This window comes from Paenibacillus sp. An7 (genome assembly GCF_009870785.1).
In the GTDB taxonomy this organism is placed as follows: Bacteria; Bacillota; Bacilli; order Paenibacillales; family Paenibacillaceae; genus Paenibacillus.
The window spans coordinates 210,587-234,220 of sequence record NZ_WTWX01000001.1; the positions used below are offsets into that span (position 1 = coordinate 210,587).

Genomic DNA, 23,634 nt, shown 5'->3' on the forward strand with positions numbered 1-23,634 from the left:
CAAAAAGAAGGCGGGTTTGTGAAAGTGAAATATTTTCTTCATCTTATAGAACCAACGATCTATTCTTATGGAACCTAACGATCAACATCAACAAATCGATTAAAAGATACCGGCTTTAACCGAAGTTTGTTTAATTCCATTTGTACCATGAACCACAGTGTTACCCCAGCTTGTAAGACTTCCATTTGGACCTGTTGCCAGATCTAAGTAATTCAATTCTGCACTATTTCCATGCCAAGACCATGCTAGCCAGCCGATCCCTTTCTCTTGACCATACTTCATAATTGCGGTTTCATCCACATCTGCACCTTGGTGATATCCACCAAACTCACCAATGATGAGTGGAAGCCCCTTGTTTATCACATTCTCCATATTGGACTTTACGGTTGTTGCATCTTTCCCAGCATACTCATACATATGAATGGAGAACACTGTATTTTTCTGAGAGTCCGCTGCAAATACGCTTTGTCCATAATCAACAATCGATTGCGGGTACTGACCCCAACCTGCCGCATCCACGATTAATGTGTTTTTAATACCCGAATTACGAAGTTTTGGAATGGCCTTTTTGTATCCATCAGCCCATCCGCTGCCGTTCCAGCTTCCGTACCATTCATTTGCAATGTTAATCATAACTCTGTCTTCTTTTCCGATGAAAGCGTCCTTGATGCTAATCCAGTAGTTTACTGCCTCATCCAGTGATGCATAATCATCTTTGCCTGTGGCATCATGTACTTCAAGAATAGCGACCATTTTATGCTGCGATACTAAAGAAATGATATTTTTGACGCTACTCAAATCATCTTTCGTGTACTGACTTCCATTGGACAATACGATACGTACAGTATTAGCTCCTGTATTTGCAATCGCTGGAATTGCCGTATTTAGATCAGACTTAAACCATGAATGCGCATAATTAACCCCTCTCATGACAAAAGGTTTTCCTGTAGAGTCGTAGATTTTTGTTCCGCTTACATAAAATCCTGAAGCTGCTTCCGCTTTTGGCAGGGTCCCCCCAAAGGCAAATACAGTGAGAACAGCCAACATCGAGATCAAACTTTTTTTCATTCGAAGCATATAACTACCTCCCATTTTATATTATTTTAATTCTCATCTGATAGATGGAGGTAAATCGTGATGAGTGAACACAGAAATATAATCAACTTATTTAAGCAAAGAATAAAATTACCTTTACTTAACCTTATCGATTAAGTTACTTGAATTTTAAAGGAGAAAACGCTTACAGTAAATAGTCAATAATGCTTATTTTCGCTGCCAAATCAAATAAAAAAGATGACCCCAATCAACTAGGGGCCATCTGCTATTTCTCTTACAAATTAGATAAGGATAGAATTTCAATTACTTAACAATCGGCACTGCTGTGCTGTTTTTAGAGTTCTTGTTGATAAAATGCTTTGATTACACGTTCAGCAGGCTTGCCATATACACTGTAACCATCATCTGTCACCGCATTTTCTTCTTTGTATAATAAACCTGGCCAGTCCCATAGCCCTAAGCCTCTCACCCACAGACGTTTACGTGTATGTTCAATCATCGCCTCATAGTAACGTGCTTGTTCTTCGATAGACACCCTGCCAGAAAGTCCCCAATCATTCGGAACGTAAGAAGAACCTTCACGGCTTGGACATCCTGCTTCTGCAAAAAAGAAAGGTTTATGATAAGATCCAATTTCTTGTTCAATACGATCAAGCTGTCTTTCCCAATCATCAATAGGATAGTATCCACTGGATGAAATGACATCAACGGCATCCCACCAGTTGACATTAGACTCTTGATACTTGTCTGTGTTATAACTGATCAATCCTGTATATTCCTCACGGACGCTAGAGATCAGCTCGCGCCATTCGTTAGAGCGGCGTTCGGTTTGTACCATCTCGCAACCTACAATCAGCATTTCACAGTTCATAGCCTCTGCTATTCTTGCATAATGAAGTTGATATTCCGTGTAACTCTTAAACCAATCATGCCATTTCGGCTCACAAGGGACATCTAGATCAAAGAAATTAATATGCGCTCGCCAAGTTCCATCACTGCAGTTTACGGTAGGCTTTAATACCACTTTCATATTAAGGGAACGAGCGCACTGAATCATTTCGATTAGTTCCTCATCCGCTACCATATGCTCACCTTTATAATCAACCTGCGTAGTATGCGGAGTTTCTTGTAACGCTGCAAGAGCAAAGATCACATAATTGCTGTTCGTTCGTTCTTTCATAAGTCTGAGTGATTCTTTTGCTTCCGATTTAGTAAAGTCACCTTTCTTATTTAACCAACCAAAAGTAAAGCCTTTCATATATTCGAGTTCCAGCGACATTTATCTTGTCCCTTTCTTAGATGAGACCGATCTCATGATCGTCTGCTATATCTTCATGCGTATTTTTAATATATTCTACAATTTCATTCACTTCGGTATAAGCAACACCTACATAGGAATCCGCAGCTCCGTAGTAGATCGCAATTCTGCCAGTATCCGCATCTTGAAGAGTGGCACAAGGGAAGATAACATTGTTAACGAATCCTCTCTCTTCATACCAAGTCTCCGGAGTAAGTACGAACGTAGAGGAACGATATTTCACTTTTGAAGGCTCCTCTTTATCAAGGATAACGGCACCCATGCTATATACAAAACCGTTACAAGTACCCGTCACACCATGATAGAACATCAGCCAACCTTCAGATGTTTCAATTGGAGCAGGACCGCCGCCAATCTTCACAGATTGCCACCATCCCTGTCCGCCTTTACTCATGACGTGACGATGTTTCCCCCAGTATACGAGATCAGGGCTTTCGCTAAGGAAAATATCACCAAATGGAGTATGTCCGCTGTCACTTGGTCTGGATAGCATTAAGAATTTACCGTCTTTCTTCTTCGGAAACAGAACTCCGTTACGATTGAAAGGTAAGAATGGATTTTCAAGTCTAGTAAACGTTTTGAAGTCTTCTGTTTTGGCAAATCCCAAAGCAGCACCGTAAAAATCAGTACACCAAATGATATAGTAAGTGTCTTCTACTTTTACTACGCGAGGATCGTAAGCATAATTGGGTCTATACGGCTGACCATTAAAATCTGTAAAAAAAATTGCTTCTTCTTCAATCTCCCACTGTAAGCCATCGCTACTTTTTCCCAAATGCAAATGAGGACGTCCGTTGATTGTTTCGGCACGAAATACCCCCATATAACCATCTTCATAAGGCACAACTGCACTGTTAAAAATTCTAGCAATCCCTTTCACCGGATTACGATCGATAATTGGGTTAGCGGAATGTCTCCACACCGGTGTTGTAACCCCTTCTGGTCTGTTCTCCCATGGCATATTCGGCAAAGCTTGTCCAATAATATTTACTTTTGACATTGTGAATTCCCCTCTCCATTATCTGAAAGTTATTTAACTGAACCGTTTGTTAAACCATTGTAAATATACTTTTGAAGGCTCATGAAAATAATAAGTGTAGGAATAATCGCTATCATAATCCCCGCACTGATGACTTCCCATTGGGAACCATAAGGACCCTTAAATTTAAACAATGCGGTTGATATCACTTGTAAATCTGTCTTCGGCATATACAGGAAAGGTGTATAGAAGTCATTATAAATATTGACACCCTTTACAATAATGACAGTGACGATCGCCGGCATAAGTAATGGCAGAATAATTCTCCAATAAATTGTAAAGTACGATGCACCATCTAGCATCGCCGACTCATCTAGTGCCAGTGAAATCGTATCTAGGAATTGTAAGAAAATATATACCGCAATGATATCCGTCCCGAGATACAGAACAATCGCCGCCCATCTTGTATTCATCAGATCAAGAGCATTAATAATCTGGAAAGTGGCGACCTGTGTAGTTACACTCGGAATCAGTGTGGCAAGCAGGAAAGCACCCATAAGCAGTTTTTTGCCTCTAAATTTAAACCGGCTAAGGATAAAAGCAATCATAGAACCTGTTAAGGTAGCACCCACAATGGAGATAATTAAAATGATAAACGTGTTCATAAATCCGATAAGCATATTCCCATCAATAAAAGCAGTTACATAGTTACTTATGTTTGTAAAGTCTGCCGGTGGTGTAATCGGACTTGTTGTTGCATACTCTTCTTTGGTTTTGAATGAAGCAAAAAACACAACAAGAATCGGTACAATAGCGACAAGAGAACCCACGATTAGTGATATATATTTAATAGCCGACGCTACTGATTTCTTAAGGGTAAACATCAGTTATCCTCCTTAATGACAAGGCGCTGCAGCAAGGTAACAATGATGACGATAAATAAGAGCACCACTGCCATCGCTGAAGCAAGACCAAACTTCCCGTATTTGAACGCCATATCAATGGTCTGTATAACAAACGTTTTACTGCCATTTGCTCCATCAACCATAATGTAAGGAATGTCAAAAGCACTGATTGCGCCGCTAATTGCAAGAATCAGATTCAGTTGAACGATTCGTTTGATACTTGGGATAATAATATGTTTGAATTGATGCCATTTGTTCGCACCATCAATATCCGCCGCTTCATAAATATCTTTATCAATCGAGGAAATAGCCCCGAGAAAGATAATGAAGTTAAATCCCATGTATCTCCATACAGAAGCACTTGCAAGTGAAATGTTAATCACGTCTGGGTTACCAAGCCAAAGCGTAATATACTTACCAAGTCCCAGCGCATTCAGTAATGTATCAAAGGTTCCATCTGGTCTAAAGAAGAATAAAAATATAAAACCAATAGCAACCCCATTCAGCATATAAGGGAAAAATAAAACCCCTTTAAAAAAGTTCTTAAACCGTACTTTAAAACTTAAGATGGTTGCAAAGTAAAGAGCTAGACCCATTTGGAAAAAGGTGGCTACAAAGTAATATAAACTTACTTTAAACACAGCAAAATATTCAGGATTCGTAAAAATGTTGATATAGTTTTTAAACCCTACATATTCCATGTTTTTGCTGTAACCATTCCAGCTCGTAAAACTGTATTTGAACATATTCACTACAGGCAGGTAAGCAAATGTAACTAATAGAATAATCGGGATGAACGAGAACGCCAGTATAATTAATTTTCTCTGATTGGCGTAACTCAAATTAGATAATTTAAACATGCCATACCTCCACTTATCCAGCCGTTTTATGAAATTTCAGAAGATCATCGGCATGGTCCTGGATGATCTTCTGAACCTTTCACTATTCTCTATTCGGCTACTGTTTTACGAGCCTCAACCCATGCATCATTCAGGTCTTTCATTATGTCATCATAAGATTCTTTCCGGTTACCAAGCGCAGCTTCAATAATTCTTTTCTTAAAGTCAGGCTGCCAGAGACCCACTTCCGCTTCTTTATCAATCTTATCTACTAAACCTTCTTGTCCTTCTTTGGAAGCGGTAATGGTTTTAAACTCAACACCTTGATCCCCGTACTCTTTCAAAATTTCAGGAAGTTCCGCACCAACCACTGCACTGATGCTGCCTGCTTGTTCTACTGCATAGTTAGAATCATGTATGAAAAAATCCACCCATGCCTTTGCAGCCGCTTTATTCTTACTATTTACGTTAATGGCAAGGTTGTAATCGGCACCAAGCGGTACAATTACGTTGTCTGCATTAGTAGGGAATGGCATAAATCCAATATCATCTGGATTGGTTGCCGAAGCTTTAATTTGGTCAATTGCCCAAGATCCAAGAACCATCGTCGCTATTTTCCCTTGTCCTAACTCTGCTTTTGAACTTTCCCAATCGGTTGTCGTCGGGTCACGTTCAATCAAACCTTCTTTAGCCGCATCAAACATAATTTTATAAAGATCGTAGTGCGGCTGACCTGCTACAAAGTTATCATCACTGTTCGGCTGTGTAACGTTTACATAATCAACATCGCCAGCTACCGTCGTTAGATCAGATTCCCACTGTGTCAGCGGCCAACCTGCGGCATAGTTGGTGTATAAAGGTGTAGCATCTGTGTTTGCTTTTACACTTCTAAGAACTTCCATGAACTGATCAATCGTTTGCGGGATTTCCGTTACACCAGCATCTTTAAACACTTGCTTGTTGTAGATGACACCGGAGTATGTAATCGCAACTGGAATTCCGTAGATTGTATTGTCTACCATTCGTTCTTCAATACCTGTGTACTTGGTTTTCATCTCATCATAGCTTCCTAGCGGTTCAAAGAAACTGGGAAGGTCTGCAACCGGAACACTCGTTGGGATCAAAAGAACATCACCATATTCATCCGTGTTCATCCGAATTTTAATTTGACCTTCATAATCAGAAAGTGCTTCAAAATTTACTTTTACATCTGGATACTTTTCATTAAATTTCTTGGCATAATCTTGGAATACCGTATCAACAATATCTGTTCTCTGCGTGATCACGGTAATTTCTCCTTTAATTGCCCCATCATCGTCTGAAGCACTTGAATCTCCTCCATTAGAAGAACATGCTGCCAAGATGGAGATAATGAGAAATACAGATAAAAACTTAAATAACCCTTTTTTATTACTCACTTTCATAACCCCTTTCAAGTGTTTTTAAGTTAACGATTAAGTTACAAACAAAGTTTATATTGATAACGCTTCCAGTCAACCTTTATTTTTATTACTGTTCTCCTTTTCTTTTATAGAGATCTGTTTCCGTTAAATCATTGACAAGCATTAAAAAGAAATTTAATATTTGATTAAGTTATCGTTTACTTAAATAGATTTCATTTTAGAGAGGTTGTGACTTTTTGGTCGAATCTTTGAACACCTTAACTGCCGAGATTCAAGAGGAATGGGTATCTCATATACTTCCTTTCTGGGCAAACATGAAGGATGAGGAACAAGGAGGGTATTACGGAGAGCTGGATTACAGCTTGAAGTTAGACAAAAAAGCGGCAAAAGGCGGAATCGCGAATTCAAGAATTCTTTGGTCTTTTTCAGCTGCATATCGTTACATAAACTCTGAGTCCTATGCTGAGCATGCCCATCACTCCTTCCGTTTCCTGAAAGAGAATCTTCTTGATCCTGAATTCGGCGGTGTATATTGGTCTGTTGATTATGAGGGTAATCCCCTCGATACGCGTAAACATATCTATAATCAGGCTTTTGCTGTGTACAGTTTAAGTGAGTATTATCGGGCATTAAACAATGTAGAAGCTTTAGAACTGGCAAAGTCTCTATTTTTCCTTATTGAAGATAAAGGTTATAAACCCGAGACGAATGCTTATAAGGAAGAATTTAATCGCACATGGCAGGAACAACCTAACGAGATGTTAAGTGAAAATGATGTCATCGCAAGCATAACGATGAATACTCACATTCATATCTTGGAAGCGTATACTACGCTTTATCGTGTATGGCCAGACAGCAGAGTTCGAACTGCGCTTGAAAATTTGCTCCATATTCTTCATGATCGGATGTTTGACGTAAAGACAGGCAGACTCCATGTTTTCTTTGATCAGAACTGGAATTCTCTGCTTGACCTCACTTCTTACGGTCATGATATTGAAGCAAGCTGGCTTATCGATGACGCGATGAAAGTTATTGGTTCCGATCATCCCGATCACCAAAAAATGATACTTGATTTGGCTTATTCCGTTGCAAAAAGTGCCATTCAAAGCGATGGCTCCCTTGCTAATGAACGGGAAGAAGACCATTTAGATACGAAACGAATATGGTGGGTGCAGGCTGAAGCGATGGTAGGATTCTATAACGCATATCAGCGTACGAATGCCCCATTATTTATGAAGCTGGTAACAAACCTATGGGAATATACAAAAAATCATATTATCGACTCAAGACTAGGAAGCGAATGGGTGTGGGCAGTTAAGGAAGATGGCAGCCATGATCAGCGTGAAATCGCTGGAGCTTGGAAGTGTCCCTATCATAACAGCCGTTTTTGTATAGAGATGATTGAGAGGATGAGTGAGTAATGGTACACAAAAAATATGGTGAACTGCTTGCTAAACAAGAGGAATTGCTGAATAAACCAAATAAAGTGAACGAACAATTTTATAATGGAATCTACGATCGCTATGAAAATCCTGTTCTTACACGGCATCATGTTCCTCTGCACTGGAGATTTGATCTGGACGAAGAACAAAATCCTTACTTTATGGAAAGACTCGGGATTAATGCTACATTGAATCCAGGGGCCATTTACCATGATGGAAAATACGTACTCGTATCACGCACCGAAGGTCTGGACCGTAAATCTATTTTTGCTTCAGCGGAAAGCGATAACGGTATCGATCATTTTCGTTTTGTAGGAGAACCTTTAGTGTGGGAAGACATTGATGAGAATGAGACCAATATGTATGACATGAGACTCGTGAAACATGAAGATGGATGGATTTACGGCATTTACTGTTCCGAACAAAAAGATCCAGATGCAGCACCTTTTGATACATCTAGCGCAGTTGCACAAGCTGGATTCGTACGTACTCAAGATCTGAAGACATGGACAAGACTTCCGAATATTAAGACAAATTCACCGCAGCAGCGTAATGTTGTTCTTCACCCTGAATTCGTTGATGGAAAATACGCGTTTTATACTCGTCCTCAGGACGGATTTATATCTACAGGATCAGGAGGCGGAATTGCCTTTGGTTACTGTGAAGACATTTTAAACCCTGTAATTGATGAAGAATTTATAATTGACGAACGTCAGTATCACACCGTGTATGAAGTGAAAAATGGACAAGGTCCTGCACCGATTAAAACAGATCGTGGCTGGATTCATATTGCTCATGGTGTAAGAAACACAGCAGCCGGACTGCGCTATGTGCTCTATACATTTGCGACTAGTCTTTCGGATCCTACCGAAATCATCGCGAAACCAGGTGGTCATTTCCTTGCTCCTTATGATGATGAGAGAGTCGGTGATGTATCTAATGTTGTATTTTGTAACGGAGCGGTTGTTAATGATCAGAAAGAAGTATTCATTTACTATGCATCCAGCGATACGCGTATCCATGTGGCTACAACAACCATTGATAAATTAGTTGATTATACATTTAATACACCTGCTGACACTTTCCGTTCCCTTGGATCCGCAGCACAGCGTGCACAACTAATTAAGAAGAATGAGTCCTTATTAAAAATAACGAAGTAAATTCGCTTTGTCGCTGCATTAATTCATTCATCTTCTTTATTCGTTTCCCAGAAGAAGGTATACTTAACATGCATATAACGAATTAATTTTACATCATTAGTTTACTTCATATTTAATCAACAGCCGTGGGAATAAAGGAGATGATGTGATGAATAAAAACATCACTATGCGTGACATAGCGAACCAGCTTGGCGTGAGTAGTGTAACCGTGTCGAAAGCACTTAATGATAAAGAAGGCGTAAGTGAAGAGCTAAAGGAACGGATTAAACAACTGGCAAGTGAACTTGGATACCGAGTGAATATGGCAGCTAAAACGATGCGCGAAGGATTAACCTATAACATTGGGGTCATTATTCCTGAAAGATTCACAGGTCCTGATCAATCCTTCTATCTACGTGTCTACCAAGAAATATCGAAGTCTCTAGAAGCCACTGGTTATTATGGGATTTTGCACATCCTTAGCAGTTCGGATGAAGAAGGCCTCCTTCTTCCTAGGATTTACTATGACCGTAAAGTAGATGGTTTTATCGTACTAGGTCAGATTAATAAGCCTTATATTGAAGTGATTGAGAACATTGAACAGCCAAAACTGTTTCTGGATTTTTATGACGAACACTCAAGTATCGATTCTGTTGTCACAGATAATTTCTATGGTGCCTATGAACTTACAAATTATTTAATCCAGCAAGGACATCGGGAGATTGCGTATGTGGGTAACCTTTACTCCACAAGCAGTATTCAGGATCGTTTCTTAGGGTATTACAAGTCACTGCTTGAACATCACATACATTTAGAACCCAAGTGGATTATCAATGATCGGGACGAACATGGAACCTACATCGACATTGAGCTCCCTTCCCCGCTTCCAACTGCATTTGTATGTAACTGTGACCAAGTCGCATACTCCATAGTACAGAAGCTCAAGCTGATGGGCCACCGGGTACCAGAAGATTGCTCTGTCGTTGGTTTTGATAACGATATTTATGCCACGCTTACGGAGCCTCATCTAACGACCATTGATGTAAACATCAATCAAATGGCTCAAACTGCTGTTCAGTCTCTTCTGCGTCAAATCAATCATCCCGATGTTCGTTTTGGCAGACTGGTTGTAAAAGGTGAAATCATCTACAGAGATTCCGTAAAGCCTTTGAATTCGGCAGTTGCGCCTGAATAACAAGAAAATACAAAAAGGATGCAAAGTATCATAGCTCTGCATCCTTTTTTGATTTTATTAATCCCTTTATTTCGTATTTTTTCTGCATCATGCGAGAATTTTTTCTTGTTAGGTTCCATAATAAATATCCATTTTCCCTGTTGGAAGAGTGGTCGCATTCCATACAGCAGCCAGGTTATCAGGAGCAATCGTTGCCGCCGTAATATAATCACCTATAAGTTCTGTAGGGATCGGTGATAATCCATTTGGATTAAATGAGGTCGTTGTAACACGCCGGTTCGCAAAGGAAGCCCCCCCGTCAAATGATTCAGCAACAAACACATCCAGAAGAAATCCGTCAATCCGGTTCGTATAGTAAATCACACGTATGGTTCCTGTATAAGGCGATACGGTAATAGAAGGGCTGAAGTTTTGTGAACCTGCAGGTGCTCCTGTAATACTAACCGGCGCCGTCCAAAGAAGACCATCGGGAGATTTACAACACAGAATATCGGTATAACCATTTCTTGCATCATTCCATACGCTATATACACTACCGCTATATGGACCATTGGAGATATCTGCACCTAAACTTAAGTTGGTCTGAACACGAAAGTTATAATTAGGTACAGGTAGTGGAGAAGGGGCTTTAACTACAGTAGATATGAAGGTAGACTGTCTTTGTACCGGTGGTTGATAGGTGACTCCTCCATCATATGAAATTCGTAAAAAAGCAAGTGGATTAATCGGACCTGTTATTATAAAACCCGCATAGACTTGCCCTGAAAAACCGATCGCAAGTGCGGCACGATCGTGAAAGCCTCGAGGATCTGAGATACGATCTGGTTCTTCCCAGTTCAGCCCTTGGTCTAAGGAGCGCCGTACAAAGATAGCTGATGCAGAGGAGGACAATGGTGTATACCCGACATAAGCATTTCCACGGTATGGACTACCAGGTGATCGATCTACTGATATAAATGGTTCATCATTGTGTACTATCGTTCCGTAGCCACGCTTAACAAAGACAGGCGGTGACCATGTTTCACCGTCATCAAAAGAGGTGTAGCTGATGATTGTACCGTCATTCAAATCATTAAAAACATGTACCGTAACTATGAATGTTTGAGGAAATGTATAATCTATGGTAGGTGCTTCTGCTCCTGCATATCCTGCAGGCTGGGGAAGAATCTCAGTGGACCATGTTAATCCACCGTCTATTGATCGATAGAAACCGGTTCCTGTAGGTCCCGAACTTGTGTCTACGGCCACCACGCATAAGACATTCGGAGTTAAAGTGTTTACTGCAATGGAAGGCTCGAACTGCGTACCGCCAAGTCCCGCAGTAATATTAACCACTGGCATTTGCTCACCCTCCCTTTTATTAAGAAGTAATTGTAAACTGATCAATATAAGTCATTTCCGATTGAAGAACACGCTGAATAATTTCGCCAGCTGAATCGATCCCATATACGTGTGTTATGGTGCTCGTTGCACTAAAAAAATTACTTTGTACTTCATAATATCCTGCGTCTGAAAGTGCGTAGAGTAATGTTTTTGTCATGAGCGGTTGAACTTGAATTAAATTAATACCAATTGGTGTTCGGCTGGTTAAAGTTACATTCCACTTGAAAACTTGTATTTCAATATTAGAAGGGATATAAGGGGAATCATTTAAACAAGTAACTAAGATCTGCGTTGATCCACTTACACCTGAAGAATTATAGATTAAACCCGTAGAATATGGCATAAGTCTCCCCCTTTCAACTCACCTCTTATTGATGAATGGTATTAATCTAATTTATGATGATAGGTTACGAATGCCACGGCTGTCTTATCGTAGAAGAATTCTTTATTCTCGATAAATAGACAGCGATTAATAATCATATGATCTGACTCCATTAAAAAAGAATCCCCATCCTAATGATGGAGATTCTCTATATCCGCTTATCTTCTGTTTTACTCAGCTTTGCGTTTCAAAACACTTTTATGATGCGTGAATGTATCAAAACTTGCTTTACCATGATACGATCCCATACCACTTTCACCCACACCGCCAAAAGGCAGATAAGGCGAAGTTAAGTGTGCAAGTGTTTCATTGATGCAGCCGCCGCCGAAAGAGACCCGGCTCAACAACTCATCTTGTACATCTTTACTTTCAGAGAAAACGTAGAAAGCTAATGGTTTTGGACGATTCGTAATTTCTTCAATAATCTCGTTCAAATCATCATATACGATTACAGGAAGAATCGGACCAAAGATTTCTTCTTGCATGACCGGATCATTCCAAGAAATCTGATCAAGGATTGTTGGCTCAATGAACTGTCTAGAAGCATCTGTTTTACCGCCAAAATACGGATTCCCATTGTCTAAGAAAGCTCTTAGTCGATTAAATTGTTTTTCATTTATAATTTTAGGGAAATCAGGGTTTTTGGAAATATCTTCTCCATATAATCCATGAATTGCTTCTTTAAGTTTGCTAAGAAACTGATCTTTTACATCACGATGTATCAGCAGATAGTCTGGAGCAACACAAGTTTGGCCTGCATTTAGAAACTTCCCTCTAGCGATCCGCTTCGCAGCAGTATCAAGATCAGCATCACTATGCACGATACAAGGACTCTTACCGCCGAGTTCCAAAGTAACCGGAGTTAAATGTTTGGAGGCAGCTTCCATTACTACTTTTCCGACATTTGTGCTTCCTGTAAAGAAGATATAATCAAATTTTTCTTTTAGAAGAGCAGTGCTCGTTTCGACTTCACCCTCTACAACGGCAATATATTCTTCGGGGAAGTTATCACTTATCATTTTAGTAATGATACTTGATGTAGCTGGAGTAAATTCTGATGGTTTCAGTACTGCACAGTTACCGCCGGCAATAGCTCCTACAAGAGGAGAGACAGCCAACTGGAACGGATAGTTCCATGGGGCAATAATCAAAGCATCACCGTATGGCTCTGGGTAGATTACGCTCGAAGCATCTGTAATATAAGCAGGCGTTTCTACATTTTTAGGTTCCATCCATGCTTTTAAGTTCTCTAAAGAATAGTTAATTTCCTCAAGTACCAGTTTAATTTCCGAAGCATATCCTTCAGCCTCCGACTTATTCAAGTCTTTTCTGAGCGCTGCAAGAATTTCTTTTTCATTTGTAAGAATTGCTTTTTTTAATGTATCTAATGAATCCATTCGATATTGAATAGGTTTCGTTACACCTGTTTTGAAGAATGTCCGCTGTCTTTTTGCCAAATTCTCGTAATTTTCCATGATTCACATTCTCCTCTGTATGTTAGTCTAATTCGTATTTTTACTCGCTAACTTTAACGAGCATCTTACCTAGGTTCGCACCTTTAAATATTTGAAGGAAGGCCTCAACAACGTTATCAAAACCATCAACCACGGTTTCTTCATATTTTAATTTTCCTTCAGACAGCCATTTGCCAAGCTCTTGAAGTCCTTCTGACTGACGATCTGCATAATCACTAAGTACAAATCCTTTGAGTAAAGAACGAGTCTTAATCATTTGACTTTGGATACGAGGTCCTACATCTTCATCCGTACTGTTGTAAGAAGATATTGCGCCGCACACCGGAATACGTGCATGATCATTCAGCAAGCTCATTACTGCATCTGAGATCGGACCACCTACGTTATCAAAATAGACATCAACACCACTTGGACATGCTTTTTCCAAATCCTGTTTGATATTTTCTGTTGTTTTATAATTAATAGCTGCATCAAAGTTCAGCTCTTGCATTAAGTAGTTGCATTTTTCATCCGTACCGGCAATACCAACTACACGTGCACCTTTGATTTTAGCGATCTGACCCACGAACATGCCTACTGAACCCGCTGCACCTGAGACAACCACGGTTTCTCCTTCTTTAGGTTGGCCAATATCAAGTAATCCAAAGTATGCAGTAAGTCCTGTTAGACCGAGAACACTCAGATAAGCAGATACAGGGGCGATTGACTCATCAATCTTGGTAACTTTGTTATCATCTACTGTATTGAAGAGTTGCCAGCCCAGCATACCGATTACTTTATCCCCAACTTTGTATTTATCTGATTTCGATTCTACGATCTCTCCTACAGCTCCACCTTTAATTACCTCATTTAATTGATAAGGGGGAACATACGACTTCGAATCGTTCATTCTGCCCCGCATATAAGGATCTACCGATAAATATAAAGTTTTTACAACAACTTGTCCCTCTTGAGGCTGCTCTACTTCTACGTCTTTAAATTCAAAATCACTCGGAGTAGGCAATCCTTCCGGACGCTTTATGAGTAGTACTTGTTTATTCTTTGTTGTCTGATTCATATGATCACGTCTCCATTACTACGTAAATTTTTAAGTTTCACACTTACTTATTACCCGTCCGATCAGAAATCTAACGGTTCATGATGATTGGCACTCTTAATTCGATAGTTTTAAAACTTTCAAATTATTATCAAAAAATGATGGGTTTCTGGACATTCGAGTTACAAACTGTCCAAGAAACCCGGTAAAAATTCAGTAAATGTATCTTCTCGCAGACTGCTGCACTTATTCTGACCCATGCGTGTCACGCTGACTAAATCAGCTTCGTACAAAATCTTAAGGTGATAGGATACGTTTGACTTATCCATTCCCATCGATTCACCAATCGTACCACAAGTGTTGCTGTCCCGGTGGTGATAAAGATATCGAATCATTTCTATACGTTTTATCTCTGACAATGCTTTGAAAATTTTAACCCGTTTTACATCATTTATTGAAGAGTATTGTTTGATCATCATAGAACTATTGTATTGTTCTCTTTTCTTAAAGTCAAATCTATTGAATAATACAGCTTTAAATACCGCGTTACCGCAACTTCTCATTTAAAGTTTACGCATTCGCGCTTTTCCGAATCTGGTCATATACCTTTTTTAAAGGGATTCCATGGGAAAGTGCCATCTGTTTGCATTCTTCATATTCTGGAGCCCACTCAACCACTTGTCCTGCATAGATTCCCTTCTTCACCGTCACATTCCCCCACTCCGTTTCCACTTGTTCAAATATTCGTTCCAAACGGTGAACAGTTAATGGATAATAACGAATTCCGAGAGTCGTTGTTTCTGTAAAAAGGATTTCTTTCATTTTCTCTATTTTAGCAGTAGAACACAGCAATTGCAGTAAGGTCCCTGGTCTGTTTTTCTTCATATAGATCGGTGTATAAAATACATCATTGGCCCCATTTTCGAATAGTAAGTCCATAACATATCCAAGCCATTCTCCGGGAATATCGTCTAGATTCACTTCCATTTTGACCATTTCCATATCTACATGTTCATGACTCGGAGGAAGGTGAGATTGCATCGTCCTGCTCCTCTCTGTTTCTCTATTCACCAATGATAACCCGAAGGGCATTAGGATGATCTGGGAATGTTTTTGTTCCTGCTCCATAGCCAATCGTATGAATTCTCATGGAGGGAATGGACCCAAACTCCTCTACTAAGACTGCAATGAGCGCGGCACCCGTTGGTGTTGTCAGTTCACATCTAATTTCAGAGCGCTCTATAGGAATACCACGTAACATTTCTAGTGTTGCGGGTGCGGGCACAGGATATATTCCATGATCAATACGGATTTTCCCTTTACCGACTGGGATCGGCGACGATATGACAGCTTCAATTCCTAACTGATGGAACGCAATAGCGGCACCTACAATATCGATAATAGAGTCAACCGCGCCCACTTCATGAAAATGTACCTGTTCCAGTGGAACTCCATGTATTTCCCCTTCTGCTTCCCCGATTTTTTTGAAAATTTGCAATGCTGTATTTTCCACTTGTTCTGAAAAGCCAGCCGCTTCAATTAATCGAACAATGTCTTTATACGAACGATGATCATGATGGTGATGATCATGTCCATGTTTATGAGTATGGTCGTGCTCGTGCGTATGTACATGCGAGTGATTATCTTTCTGCAAAATCACATCAAATTTGGTGCATGTGATACCATTTTTCAAAACCTTTTCCCATCTCAACTCATACTCATCTTCAATTCGAAGTTTGCTTAGTTCTTCTCTTAAATGAACCGGATCTGCCCCGGCATCAAGCAATGCGCCAATGAACATATCTCCGCTAATCCCAGAGAAACAATCGAGATATAGTGTTTTCAATAGTTACAATCCCTTCTGAATCAGCTTATGAATGAGTGCAGCATTATACCCGCCGCCAAATCCGTTATCAATATTGACAACACTGATGCCTGAAGCACAAGAATTTAGCATCGTAAGCAGTGCTGACAAGCCGTTAAAGTTTGCTCCATAGCCGATACTGGTTGGGACCGCAATGACGGGATGAGCAACTAAGCCGCCTACCACGCTTGGCAAAGCTCCTTCCATACCAGCCACAACAACCGAAACAACCGCATTTTGGATTTCTTCCGCATGGTGCAGTAGACGGTGAATGCCTGCGACACCCACATCATAGATCCGGTGGACACTGCTTCCGAGGACTTCGGCCGTAACGGCTGCTTCTTCCGCTACACGAATATCCGAGGTGCCGGCAGCAATCACAGCAATATATCCAGGCAGGTTACTAGGAGTCTCTTCCTTTTTCCAATACAGAATCCTTGCAACATCGTTATATATGAAATCAGGCAGAACGTTCTGAACTTCTTCCGCCTTATCCAACGTTACTCTTGTGACAAGTACCTGATTGTTCTGCGCACGTAGAGACTGGACAATGGAAATAATATGTTCCGATGTTTTGCCTTCACCATAGACAATTTCTGGAAATCCTTGACGTTTTTTTCGATGATGATCCACCTTTGCGAAGCCCAAGTCTTCAAAAGCAGCGAAGTACTCCTTAGCTTCATCCACACTTAGTTCTCCATTTTTCACTTGATTTAGTATGTTTTCCAGCATCTCATGCACCTCTTTACTTCGCTTCTTGCATTAGAATAGGTATAAAAAAATAGTAGAATGTCTCGTTTGTAATGATTGATCTTTTCTTACTACACTACATTGGAAGAACTTTATTCATGCTACCGCTGTGGTAACCAAGCAAATCCATCGTAACGTACTTATATCCATAGTTTTGAAGTTCTTGTACGATAGTAGAGTGATGTTCTAATACAATTTTCATATCTTGCGGTTCCACTTCAATTCTTGCAATCTCCTGATGGGTTCGAACGCGAACCTGGCGAATTCCGAGTGATTTTAAGTAAGCCTCCGCTCGTTCTACTTTTTTAAGCTTCTCATTCGTAATATGCTCCCCATAAGCAATCCTAGAGGATAGACACGCAAAGGAAGGCTTATCCCATGTAGGTAAATTACGTTCTTTCGAAAGTTCTCTAATCTCTTGTTTGTATAGTCCTGCTTCAAGCAGAGGACCGCGAATCCCTCTTTCTTTTGCTGCTTGCATTCCTGGTCGAAATTCGTTCATATCGTCAGCAATGACACCGTATACAATATTCTGAAATGACATCCGCTCAAGTACAGGGATGAGGTGGTCAAACAAGCTGCTTTTACAAAAATAACAGCGGTTCTTATTGTTTTCTGCATACCCTGGAATGGCAAGTTCCGAAGTCTCGATTACCTGATGGTTTACACCGATCTGCATTGCCAGTTCCTTCGCTTCTTCCAATTCACTTGATGGGTAGGTCTCTGAATCTGCAGTAACCGCCAGAACTTGATCCGCTCCTAAGGTATCGACAGCAACTTTTAGAAGAAAGGTACTGTCAACCCCGCCGGAGAAGGCAACGACGACTGACTTCATTTCCAGAAGGATGGCTTGTAATTGGTTATATTTATTTTCAAGCAAGGCTATCCCCTCTGATTTTCCTGTAAGTTCATATAAATTCGTCATTCTTCTCCTCCTGGTTCAAAATAAGTTTCCTTCACTGTCAAAAGGAATATCATAGAGGTCCGATACCAGTTCCATCTGAGGATGCTGTTTCACTATTTCTAGTAAAGCCTCAGATACTTCGATCTCATTAAGTACAAGTGTATTTTTGATACGAACCATTTTTACTTGATGAAAATCCAGAATATTGCTTGTTTTAATCGCAGCCTGAATCGCTTCACGATCGTTAGGTAAAGTCGTTGCAATTTTGGTCGGAGCTACTACGGTAGACGTTAATCCATTTGCATACATCGTTTCGAGATCCATCTTGTCTACGAGTCTTTGAGTTGTAAAATCCGCTGTTCCTACCCCATTCGCATTTCCTTCCGATTGTGAAGTCAAGTCAAGGACCACCATCTTATTCACGTCAGGTCCACCATGAGCGTACGGCGTAGGATATCGTCCTGTAATGTTTGGGTCCATTCCATCACCGCTTATGTTTTTGCCAATCTCATCAATAACCAGTACTTCTAATTGATCAAAGAACAGTTTAGGCAACATTTCCTTTGCTTTCATCTGTAATCCTGCTTCTTTCCCTTCAATCTCATCGGGCGTGAGGGTCTCGATGACAGCTACTTTATCAAATGCGTTCTCAACGGTTGCTACTCCAAACAAAACTGGTCTTTTCTTCATTATCATTTTAGCCATAGCAGGCACATTCTCGGCCATATATTTAAATCCGAGCTGGTGACAAGCCTCAGCACCTTTTTGCTTACCAAGACCAATACTAATCATCTTCATGATTCCGCTTTCAACCGGACCTCTAAAAGCAGTATGGGGCTTGATCCGGTTAATAACAACGATTCCGTCAGCATTAGCCGCATACTGATCTATATATACGGGTAAACCATTAGACAGCTCTCCAAGCTGAACGACTTCCATAGAGGAACGTATCTCACAATTCATGGTCTCTTCGGTTACCCCGAGATGTGCCAGTACTTCGCGTTGTCCTTCCGCTGTAGCGCCGCCATGGCTGCCCATACTTGGCACAATAAAGGGTTTCGCCCCGGCATCTTGCAGAAACCTAACCGTCACGTAAGTGATTTCGGCAAGTCTGTCGAGTCCTCTGCTGCCGACGGCGATCGCAATTTCCATTCCAGGCTTTATTTTGCTTAGGATTTTCTCACGGTCCAGCTTCTTTCTTAGTTCTGTGTCCAAGTCTTTGATCTGATTGTCATCAAACTCAACTTTTACTTTTGCCATTTTTGGAACCGGAATATCTTTTAAAAGTTCTTGTAAAATCCCCATACTGCACTTCTCTCCTTTATCAGCTGCCTGTGGATGTCCTACTACCTAATAAATAACATTTTATACGTATTATTTCTACCATTATCTACTTTATAGTTCAAGAAACCAAAAAAACTCCAATGGCTAGAATCCATCTAACCATTGGAGTGCAGTTCATGTTGCGGTATTTGCCTGAAGAGTCGGATTGTTTAATTCACAGCTCTTTTTCTTTTTTCAACCTGATTATAGCTTAGTACAGCTCCTATAATCCCCATAGCCGCCATCAATGCACCAGTCAGCGGAATATAGGCAAGGCCCGCATGAGTAATGATGAATCCTCCGATAAATGCGCCAGAAGCGTTCCCTACATTAAGAGCAGAGTGACTCGAGGTTGCAGCGAGTCTTGGAGCTTCATGAGCCAAATTCATAATGCGAAGCTGTATCCCCGGCAAAATAGCAAATGCGGCTGCTCCCCACAAAAAAACGAAAATCAGCGTAAGAACGGGGTAATGCAGCACGCCCGATAAAATAAATAACAGTGCCGTCAAGACACTATATATAGCGATCATAGATGGCATGAGCTTCCAATCTGCAAGCCGCCCGCCAATCATATTTCCGAACGTGACCCCTACTCCGTACATTACGAGAATCCAGGTTACACTGCTCTCCTGAAAACCAGTAATATCCGTCATGAGTGGCGTGATGTAAGTAAAGACCGTAAACATACTACATGCTCCAAATGCCCCCGTAGCAAGCACAAGCAGTACTTGTGGCTGGAAAAGACTGCGAACTTCTTTGGATAGACTCGCCTCTGTTGTTTGCTCTATTTTTGGTATCAACAAGATGATGCCAATAAGTGAGATGATCCCCATGATCGTAATCGCTATGAAGGAAGCACGCCAACCCATATTTTGACCAATCATTGTGCCAAAAGGAACACCGATGATGTTAGAGATGGTAAGTCCCGCTAATACCATAGATACAGCACCGGCTCGTTTTTCAGGACGCACCAATTGAGTTGCAATGAGCGAACCTGTTCCAAGAAATGTTCCGTGAGCTAGAGCTGTTAACAGGCGTGACCCCATTAATAATTCATATGTAGGTGCTATTGCTCCGATGAAATTACCTAGGATAAAGATCGCCATTAAAATACAAAGCAACGGTTTTTGAGGAATCCGATTGGTGAGAATGGTAAGTACCGGTGCGCCGATCGCGACACCAAGTGCATATCCGGTAATTAACTGTCCAGCCTGTGGAATCGTAACACTCAGATCGCTTGCAACATTAGGCAGAATACCCATAATTACAAATTCAGTCATACCGATCGCAAATGCACCCAGCGTCAGACAGATGAGCGCAAAAGGAAAACGCTCTTTCTTTTTTGAAGCATTAGGATGTGTTGTACATGAGGTTTGCATAAATCTCTCCTATTTTCTGAAAATTTTCTGTGACTTTCTCTATACTATCATTTTTTCTATTGCGAAGCAGACAAAAAAAAGAGCAACCTCTTTATAGAGGCTGCCCAGACTGTAAAGTTATGGATGAACATCATTCGAGATAACATTCACATTTTTTATGTTAAAGAAGCTTTATAGATCGTTTCCACGGAACTTGTTAACAGCTTATTGAAATCTTGATCTGTCTGGTCTGCAACAAGACTTTCCGCTAAGGCACGTGAGAAACTTGCAATCACTCCATGGTTGCGAGCCAATTTCTCATTCGCTTCTTCTCGTTCATATCCTCCAGATAAAGCCACTACACGAAGAACATGAGGATGGTTGGCAAGCTCCTTATAGTAATTATCTTCGCTTGGCAAGGAAAGCTTCAACATCACTTTTACGTTCTCATCGAGTGTAGATAGATGCTTACGTAATTCGTCTCTTAATATTTCTTCCGATTTTTGTTTATCTTCACTATAGATATCTACTTCCGGTTCAATAATCGGCATGAGTCCTTTAGCCAAGATTTGCTTGGCAACTTCGAATTGCTGAGCTACGACTTCTTTAATCGCTTCTTTATTCGCTTCTTTAATCACGGAACGCATCTTCGTCCCAAAAATTCCTTTTTCATTTGCTCGGTCCAGCAAACGATCTAGTTCAGGCATCGGTTTCATGAGCTGAACTCCATTTTTCTCCTCAGCTAATCCTTTATCAATCTTGAGAAAGGGAACAATGCCTTTCTCCTCCCACAAGTACTCCCCAGTAAATTTTCCGTCTATTTTACGATCCATTGTATTTTCAAACAAGATCGCTCCTAAAATATAATCCGAAGAGAAAGCAGAACTCTTAATGATTCGTGTTCTCATCTCGTGTACAAGTGTATACATCTCTTCTTCATTACTATATTCCGTTTCCTTTACTCCGTATTGCAGCAAGGCCTTGGGAGTACTGCCCCCGCTTTGATCCAGGGCTGCAATAAATCCTCTTCCTGATTCCATTCGTTCTCGTTGTTTTTGATTCATCTTAAAATACTCCTTTCTTTTTCTGCACTCAATTAAAAAATAGAACTCCATATTACTGACTCTCCTATTTCTATACCGTAACTCAGCAATTCCCAAACATTTGGCGTGAAGAAAGGAATCATTTTATAGTGTAAATAAAGCAGGATAATTATGGTAAAATGTTGAATATTGTCCATATAAAAAGATTATTATTCAAATATTGAGGTGTGCGATGAAAAAAACAATGATTTTATTTCTTTTCAGTTTATTATTTTGCAGTATTTTTCCAAGCATCGGGCATGCTTCGAGTAATCCGCCTAAAGCCAAAATTATTCTTGATGGTAAAGAAATCAAACTGCCTTCTCATGCACAAGTGAGCATCATAAATAATTCGGTCATGATTCCCATCCGTGTGGTTGCAGAGAATTTGAACTTTAAAGTAACCTGGGATCAAAAGACAAAGCGCGTCAAAATTCAGAATGATACAGATACCTTAACGCTCACCGTGAATAAAAAAGAAGCCTTGGTCAACGACATAGCCTCCCTGCTTGAGGTTTCACCAAGAAATCTGAATAATACAGTCGTTGTGCCGCTTCGGTTTGTAAGTGAAAATATGGGACTTGCTGTGAAATGGGATAATAAGAATAAAGTCGTTACGCTTACAAGCAGTATTCCTGTAGCAGGTTCAAATGGCATTGAGGAAGGGCCCTATAAGGAACCTGTCAAACAAGTGAATGATATGTATTTTGCAAACAACCAGCTCGTCGTTTCTTTAGATGGGGATGTAAAACCTTCTATATCTTCACTCGCTAATCCTCAGCGGATTGTGGTCGATATCCCGAACGCGACTTTCTCCAGCTCCTTTTCTCAATCTTTAAACATAGGAACGATAGGTAAGCTAGACGTTAGCGGATACTCAACTGTTTCCGAGGTGAGATACTCCTTATTCAGTCGTGATCCGGAAGTTGTTCGAATTGTTATCGTTGCCGAAGAAGAAATCCCTTTTGAGTATCAGACGGAAATGGAATCAAATACCCTTGTTGTCGATGTAACGGAAGCGGATGAAAATAGCACTTCTGTCCCATTTCCTGCTCCTATTCCTATTCCACCAGTTGACAATTCAGGACGTAAAACGGTTGTAATCGATCCCGGTCATGGCGGCAGCGATCCAGGTACAATCGGTATTACGAACACATATGAAAAGGATTTTAATTTAGCTTTATCGTTAAAAGTAGAAGCGCTGTTACAAAGTGAGCCGGAGATCAGTGTCGTTATGACTCGTGATGAAGATGTATACCCCACTCGGACGGAACGAGTCGCCTTAGCCAATCAATTAAAAGCAGATCTATATATTTCAATTCACGGAAACAGCGTTCTATCCTCCCCTCAAGCAAGCGGAACAGAAACGTATTATTATCAGCGAAGCAGCAGTAAGGATTTAGCAAGCGATATTCACAAGCATCTAGTGAAGGCACTCGGTTTTAAAGACCGCGGTGTAAAAGAAGGGAATTATCAAGTTATTAGAGAAACAACGATGGCCGCTGCTTTGCTGGAGATCGGTTTCCTAAGCAATCCACAAGAAGAAGTGGCGCTCTTCACTGAAGCTGTACAAGATAAAGCAGCACAAGCCATTGTAGATGGAATTAAAGAGTACTTGGGTATTTAAAAATGAAGTACTTTTAATTCATATTTACTTTTGTATAACTTAACATTTCTGAACCAATTTCTGAAAAAAAAGACCGCTGACATCATTGTCAGCGGTCTTTTTATCGAGATGGACTTAGCCATATTCAGTTCCGTAATCGCATATCCCATCACTCTATTTCCTGAATTATTATGT

22 protein-coding genes are annotated in these 23,634 nt (G+C 40.4%); 4 read left to right on the plus strand and 18 right to left on the minus strand.

What is annotated here, in order from left to right; all coding sequences use genetic code 11:
* Nucleotides 1-99: 99 nt before the first annotated feature.
* The 6 genes from GQY27_RS00895 to GQY27_RS00920 form a co-directional block, all read right to left on the minus strand.
* Entirely contained in the window at nucleotides 100-1,068 is a 969-nt protein-coding gene (locus GQY27_RS00895; RefSeq protein ID WP_442950871.1) for a glycoside hydrolase family 5 protein, read from the minus strand.
* Between the two features lie 322 nt (nucleotides 1,069-1,390).
* Complete coding sequence (locus GQY27_RS00900; RefSeq protein ID WP_160031635.1) at nucleotides 1,391-2,335, minus strand: glycoside hydrolase family 113; 945 nt, start codon at nucleotides 2,333-2,335, stop codon at nucleotides 1,391-1,393.
* A 16-nt stretch (nucleotides 2,336-2,351) separates the two neighbouring features.
* Nucleotides 2,352-3,374 (minus strand): glycoside hydrolase family 130 protein, encoded by a 1,023-nt coding sequence (locus tag GQY27_RS00905; RefSeq protein ID WP_160031636.1) that lies wholly within the window; start codon nucleotides 3,372-3,374, stop codon nucleotides 2,352-2,354.
* 29 nt (nucleotides 3,375-3,403) lie between these two features.
* Complete coding sequence (locus GQY27_RS00910; RefSeq protein ID WP_160031637.1) at nucleotides 3,404-4,237, minus strand: carbohydrate ABC transporter permease; 834 nt, start codon at nucleotides 4,235-4,237, stop codon at nucleotides 3,404-3,406.
* On the minus strand, nucleotides 4,237-5,118 hold the full coding sequence (locus GQY27_RS00915) for a carbohydrate ABC transporter permease (RefSeq protein ID WP_160031638.1): 882 nt from the start codon (nucleotides 5,116-5,118) through the stop codon (nucleotides 4,237-4,239). The genes GQY27_RS00910 and GQY27_RS00915 overlap by 1 nt, the downstream gene beginning before the upstream one ends.
* 89 nt (nucleotides 5,119-5,207) lie before the next feature.
* Complete coding sequence (locus GQY27_RS00920; RefSeq protein ID WP_160031639.1) at nucleotides 5,208-6,521, minus strand: ABC transporter substrate-binding protein; 1,314 nt, start codon at nucleotides 6,519-6,521, stop codon at nucleotides 5,208-5,210.
* A gap of 227 nt (nucleotides 6,522-6,748) precedes the next feature.
* Between GQY27_RS00920 and GQY27_RS00925 the strand changes: the two genes are divergently transcribed.
* The 3 genes from GQY27_RS00925 to GQY27_RS00935 all read left to right on the plus strand — a co-directional run bounded on the left by GQY27_RS00925 (nucleotide 6,749) and on the right by GQY27_RS00935 (nucleotide 10,276).
* Nucleotides 6,749-7,921, plus strand: coding sequence for an AGE family epimerase/isomerase (locus tag GQY27_RS00925; protein ID WP_160032015.1), 1,173 nt, complete (start codon nucleotides 6,749-6,751; stop codon nucleotides 7,919-7,921).
* Nucleotides 7,921-9,102: a glycoside hydrolase family 130 protein gene (locus GQY27_RS00930; protein WP_160031640.1), complete on the plus strand. Its 1,182-nt coding sequence runs from the start codon at nucleotides 7,921-7,923 to the stop codon at nucleotides 9,100-9,102. The genes GQY27_RS00925 and GQY27_RS00930 overlap by 1 nt, the downstream gene beginning before the upstream one ends.
* A 148-nt stretch (nucleotides 9,103-9,250) precedes the next feature.
* Entirely contained in the window at nucleotides 9,251-10,276 is a 1,026-nt protein-coding gene (locus GQY27_RS00935) for a substrate-binding domain-containing protein (protein ID WP_160031641.1), read from the plus strand.
* A 108-nt stretch (nucleotides 10,277-10,384) separates the two neighbouring features.
* Here the strand turns inward: GQY27_RS00935 and GQY27_RS00940 are convergent, their stop codons facing one another.
* The 12 genes from GQY27_RS00940 to GQY27_RS00995 form a co-directional block, all read right to left on the minus strand.
* Complete coding sequence (locus tag GQY27_RS00940; RefSeq protein WP_160031642.1) at nucleotides 10,385-11,617, minus strand: sialidase family protein; 1,233 nt, start codon at nucleotides 11,615-11,617, stop codon at nucleotides 10,385-10,387.
* Between the two features lie 19 nt (nucleotides 11,618-11,636).
* The gene (locus GQY27_RS00945) at nucleotides 11,637-12,002 is read right to left on the minus strand and encodes a hypothetical protein (RefSeq protein ID WP_160031643.1); all 366 of its coding nucleotides are present in this window, start codon (nucleotides 12,000-12,002) and stop codon (nucleotides 11,637-11,639) included.
* Nucleotides 12,003-12,211: 209 nt separating this feature from the next.
* Nucleotides 12,212-13,516, minus strand: coding sequence for an aldehyde dehydrogenase (locus tag GQY27_RS00950; RefSeq protein WP_160031644.1), 1,305 nt, complete (start codon nucleotides 13,514-13,516; stop codon nucleotides 12,212-12,214).
* Between the two features lie 40 nt (nucleotides 13,517-13,556).
* Nucleotides 13,557-14,573 (minus strand): NADP-dependent oxidoreductase, encoded by a 1,017-nt coding sequence (locus tag GQY27_RS00955; RefSeq protein WP_160031645.1) that lies wholly within the window; start codon nucleotides 14,571-14,573, stop codon nucleotides 13,557-13,559.
* Nucleotides 14,574-14,734: 161 nt separating this feature from the next.
* Nucleotides 14,735-15,115, minus strand: a complete 381-nt coding sequence (locus tag GQY27_RS00960) for an ArsR/SmtB family transcription factor (RefSeq protein WP_236570422.1) — start codon at nucleotides 15,113-15,115, stop codon at nucleotides 14,735-14,737.
* A 7-nt stretch (nucleotides 15,116-15,122) separates the two neighbouring features.
* The gene (larC2, locus tag GQY27_RS00965; RefSeq protein ID WP_442950866.1) at nucleotides 15,123-15,593 is read right to left on the minus strand and encodes a nickel pincer cofactor biosynthesis protein LarC2; all 471 of its coding nucleotides are present in this window, start codon (nucleotides 15,591-15,593) and stop codon (nucleotides 15,123-15,125) included.
* 22 nt (nucleotides 15,594-15,615) lie between these two features.
* The gene (gene larC / locus GQY27_RS00970) at nucleotides 15,616-16,398 is read right to left on the minus strand and encodes a nickel pincer cofactor biosynthesis protein LarC (RefSeq protein WP_160031646.1); all 783 of its coding nucleotides are present in this window, start codon (nucleotides 16,396-16,398) and stop codon (nucleotides 15,616-15,618) included.
* Nucleotides 16,399-16,401: 3 nt separating this feature from the next.
* A complete protein-coding gene (larB, locus tag GQY27_RS00975) occupies nucleotides 16,402-17,148 on the minus strand; it encodes a nickel pincer cofactor biosynthesis protein LarB (RefSeq protein WP_160031647.1) in 747 nt (248 codons plus the stop codon).
* A gap of 94 nt (nucleotides 17,149-17,242) precedes the next feature.
* Nucleotides 17,243-18,091: an ATP-dependent sacrificial sulfur transferase LarE gene (gene larE / locus GQY27_RS00980; protein WP_442950867.1), complete on the minus strand. Its 849-nt coding sequence runs from the start codon at nucleotides 18,089-18,091 to the stop codon at nucleotides 17,243-17,245.
* Nucleotides 18,092-18,106: 15 nt separating this feature from the next.
* On the minus strand, nucleotides 18,107-19,375 hold the full coding sequence (locus GQY27_RS00985) for a nickel pincer cofactor-dependent isomerase, group 22 (RefSeq protein ID WP_160031648.1): 1,269 nt from the start codon (nucleotides 19,373-19,375) through the stop codon (nucleotides 18,107-18,109).
* 188 nt (nucleotides 19,376-19,563) lie between these two features.
* Nucleotides 19,564-20,772 carry an MFS transporter gene (locus GQY27_RS00990; RefSeq protein ID WP_160031649.1) on the minus strand — a complete coding sequence of 403 codons (1,209 nt, stop codon included), beginning with the start codon at nucleotides 20,770-20,772 and terminating at the stop codon, nucleotides 19,564-19,566.
* 155 nt (nucleotides 20,773-20,927) lie between these two features.
* Nucleotides 20,928-21,815, minus strand: a complete 888-nt coding sequence (locus tag GQY27_RS00995) for a fructose bisphosphate aldolase (RefSeq protein WP_160031650.1) — start codon at nucleotides 21,813-21,815, stop codon at nucleotides 20,928-20,930.
* A 211-nt stretch (nucleotides 21,816-22,026) separates the two neighbouring features.
* Here GQY27_RS00995 and GQY27_RS01000 point away from each other — a divergent pair, with 211 nt between their 5' ends.
* Nucleotides 22,027-23,460 (plus strand): N-acetylmuramoyl-L-alanine amidase family protein, encoded by a 1,434-nt coding sequence (locus GQY27_RS01000; protein ID WP_160031651.1) that lies wholly within the window; start codon nucleotides 22,027-22,029, stop codon nucleotides 23,458-23,460.
* Nucleotides 23,461-23,634: the final 174 nt, after the last annotated feature.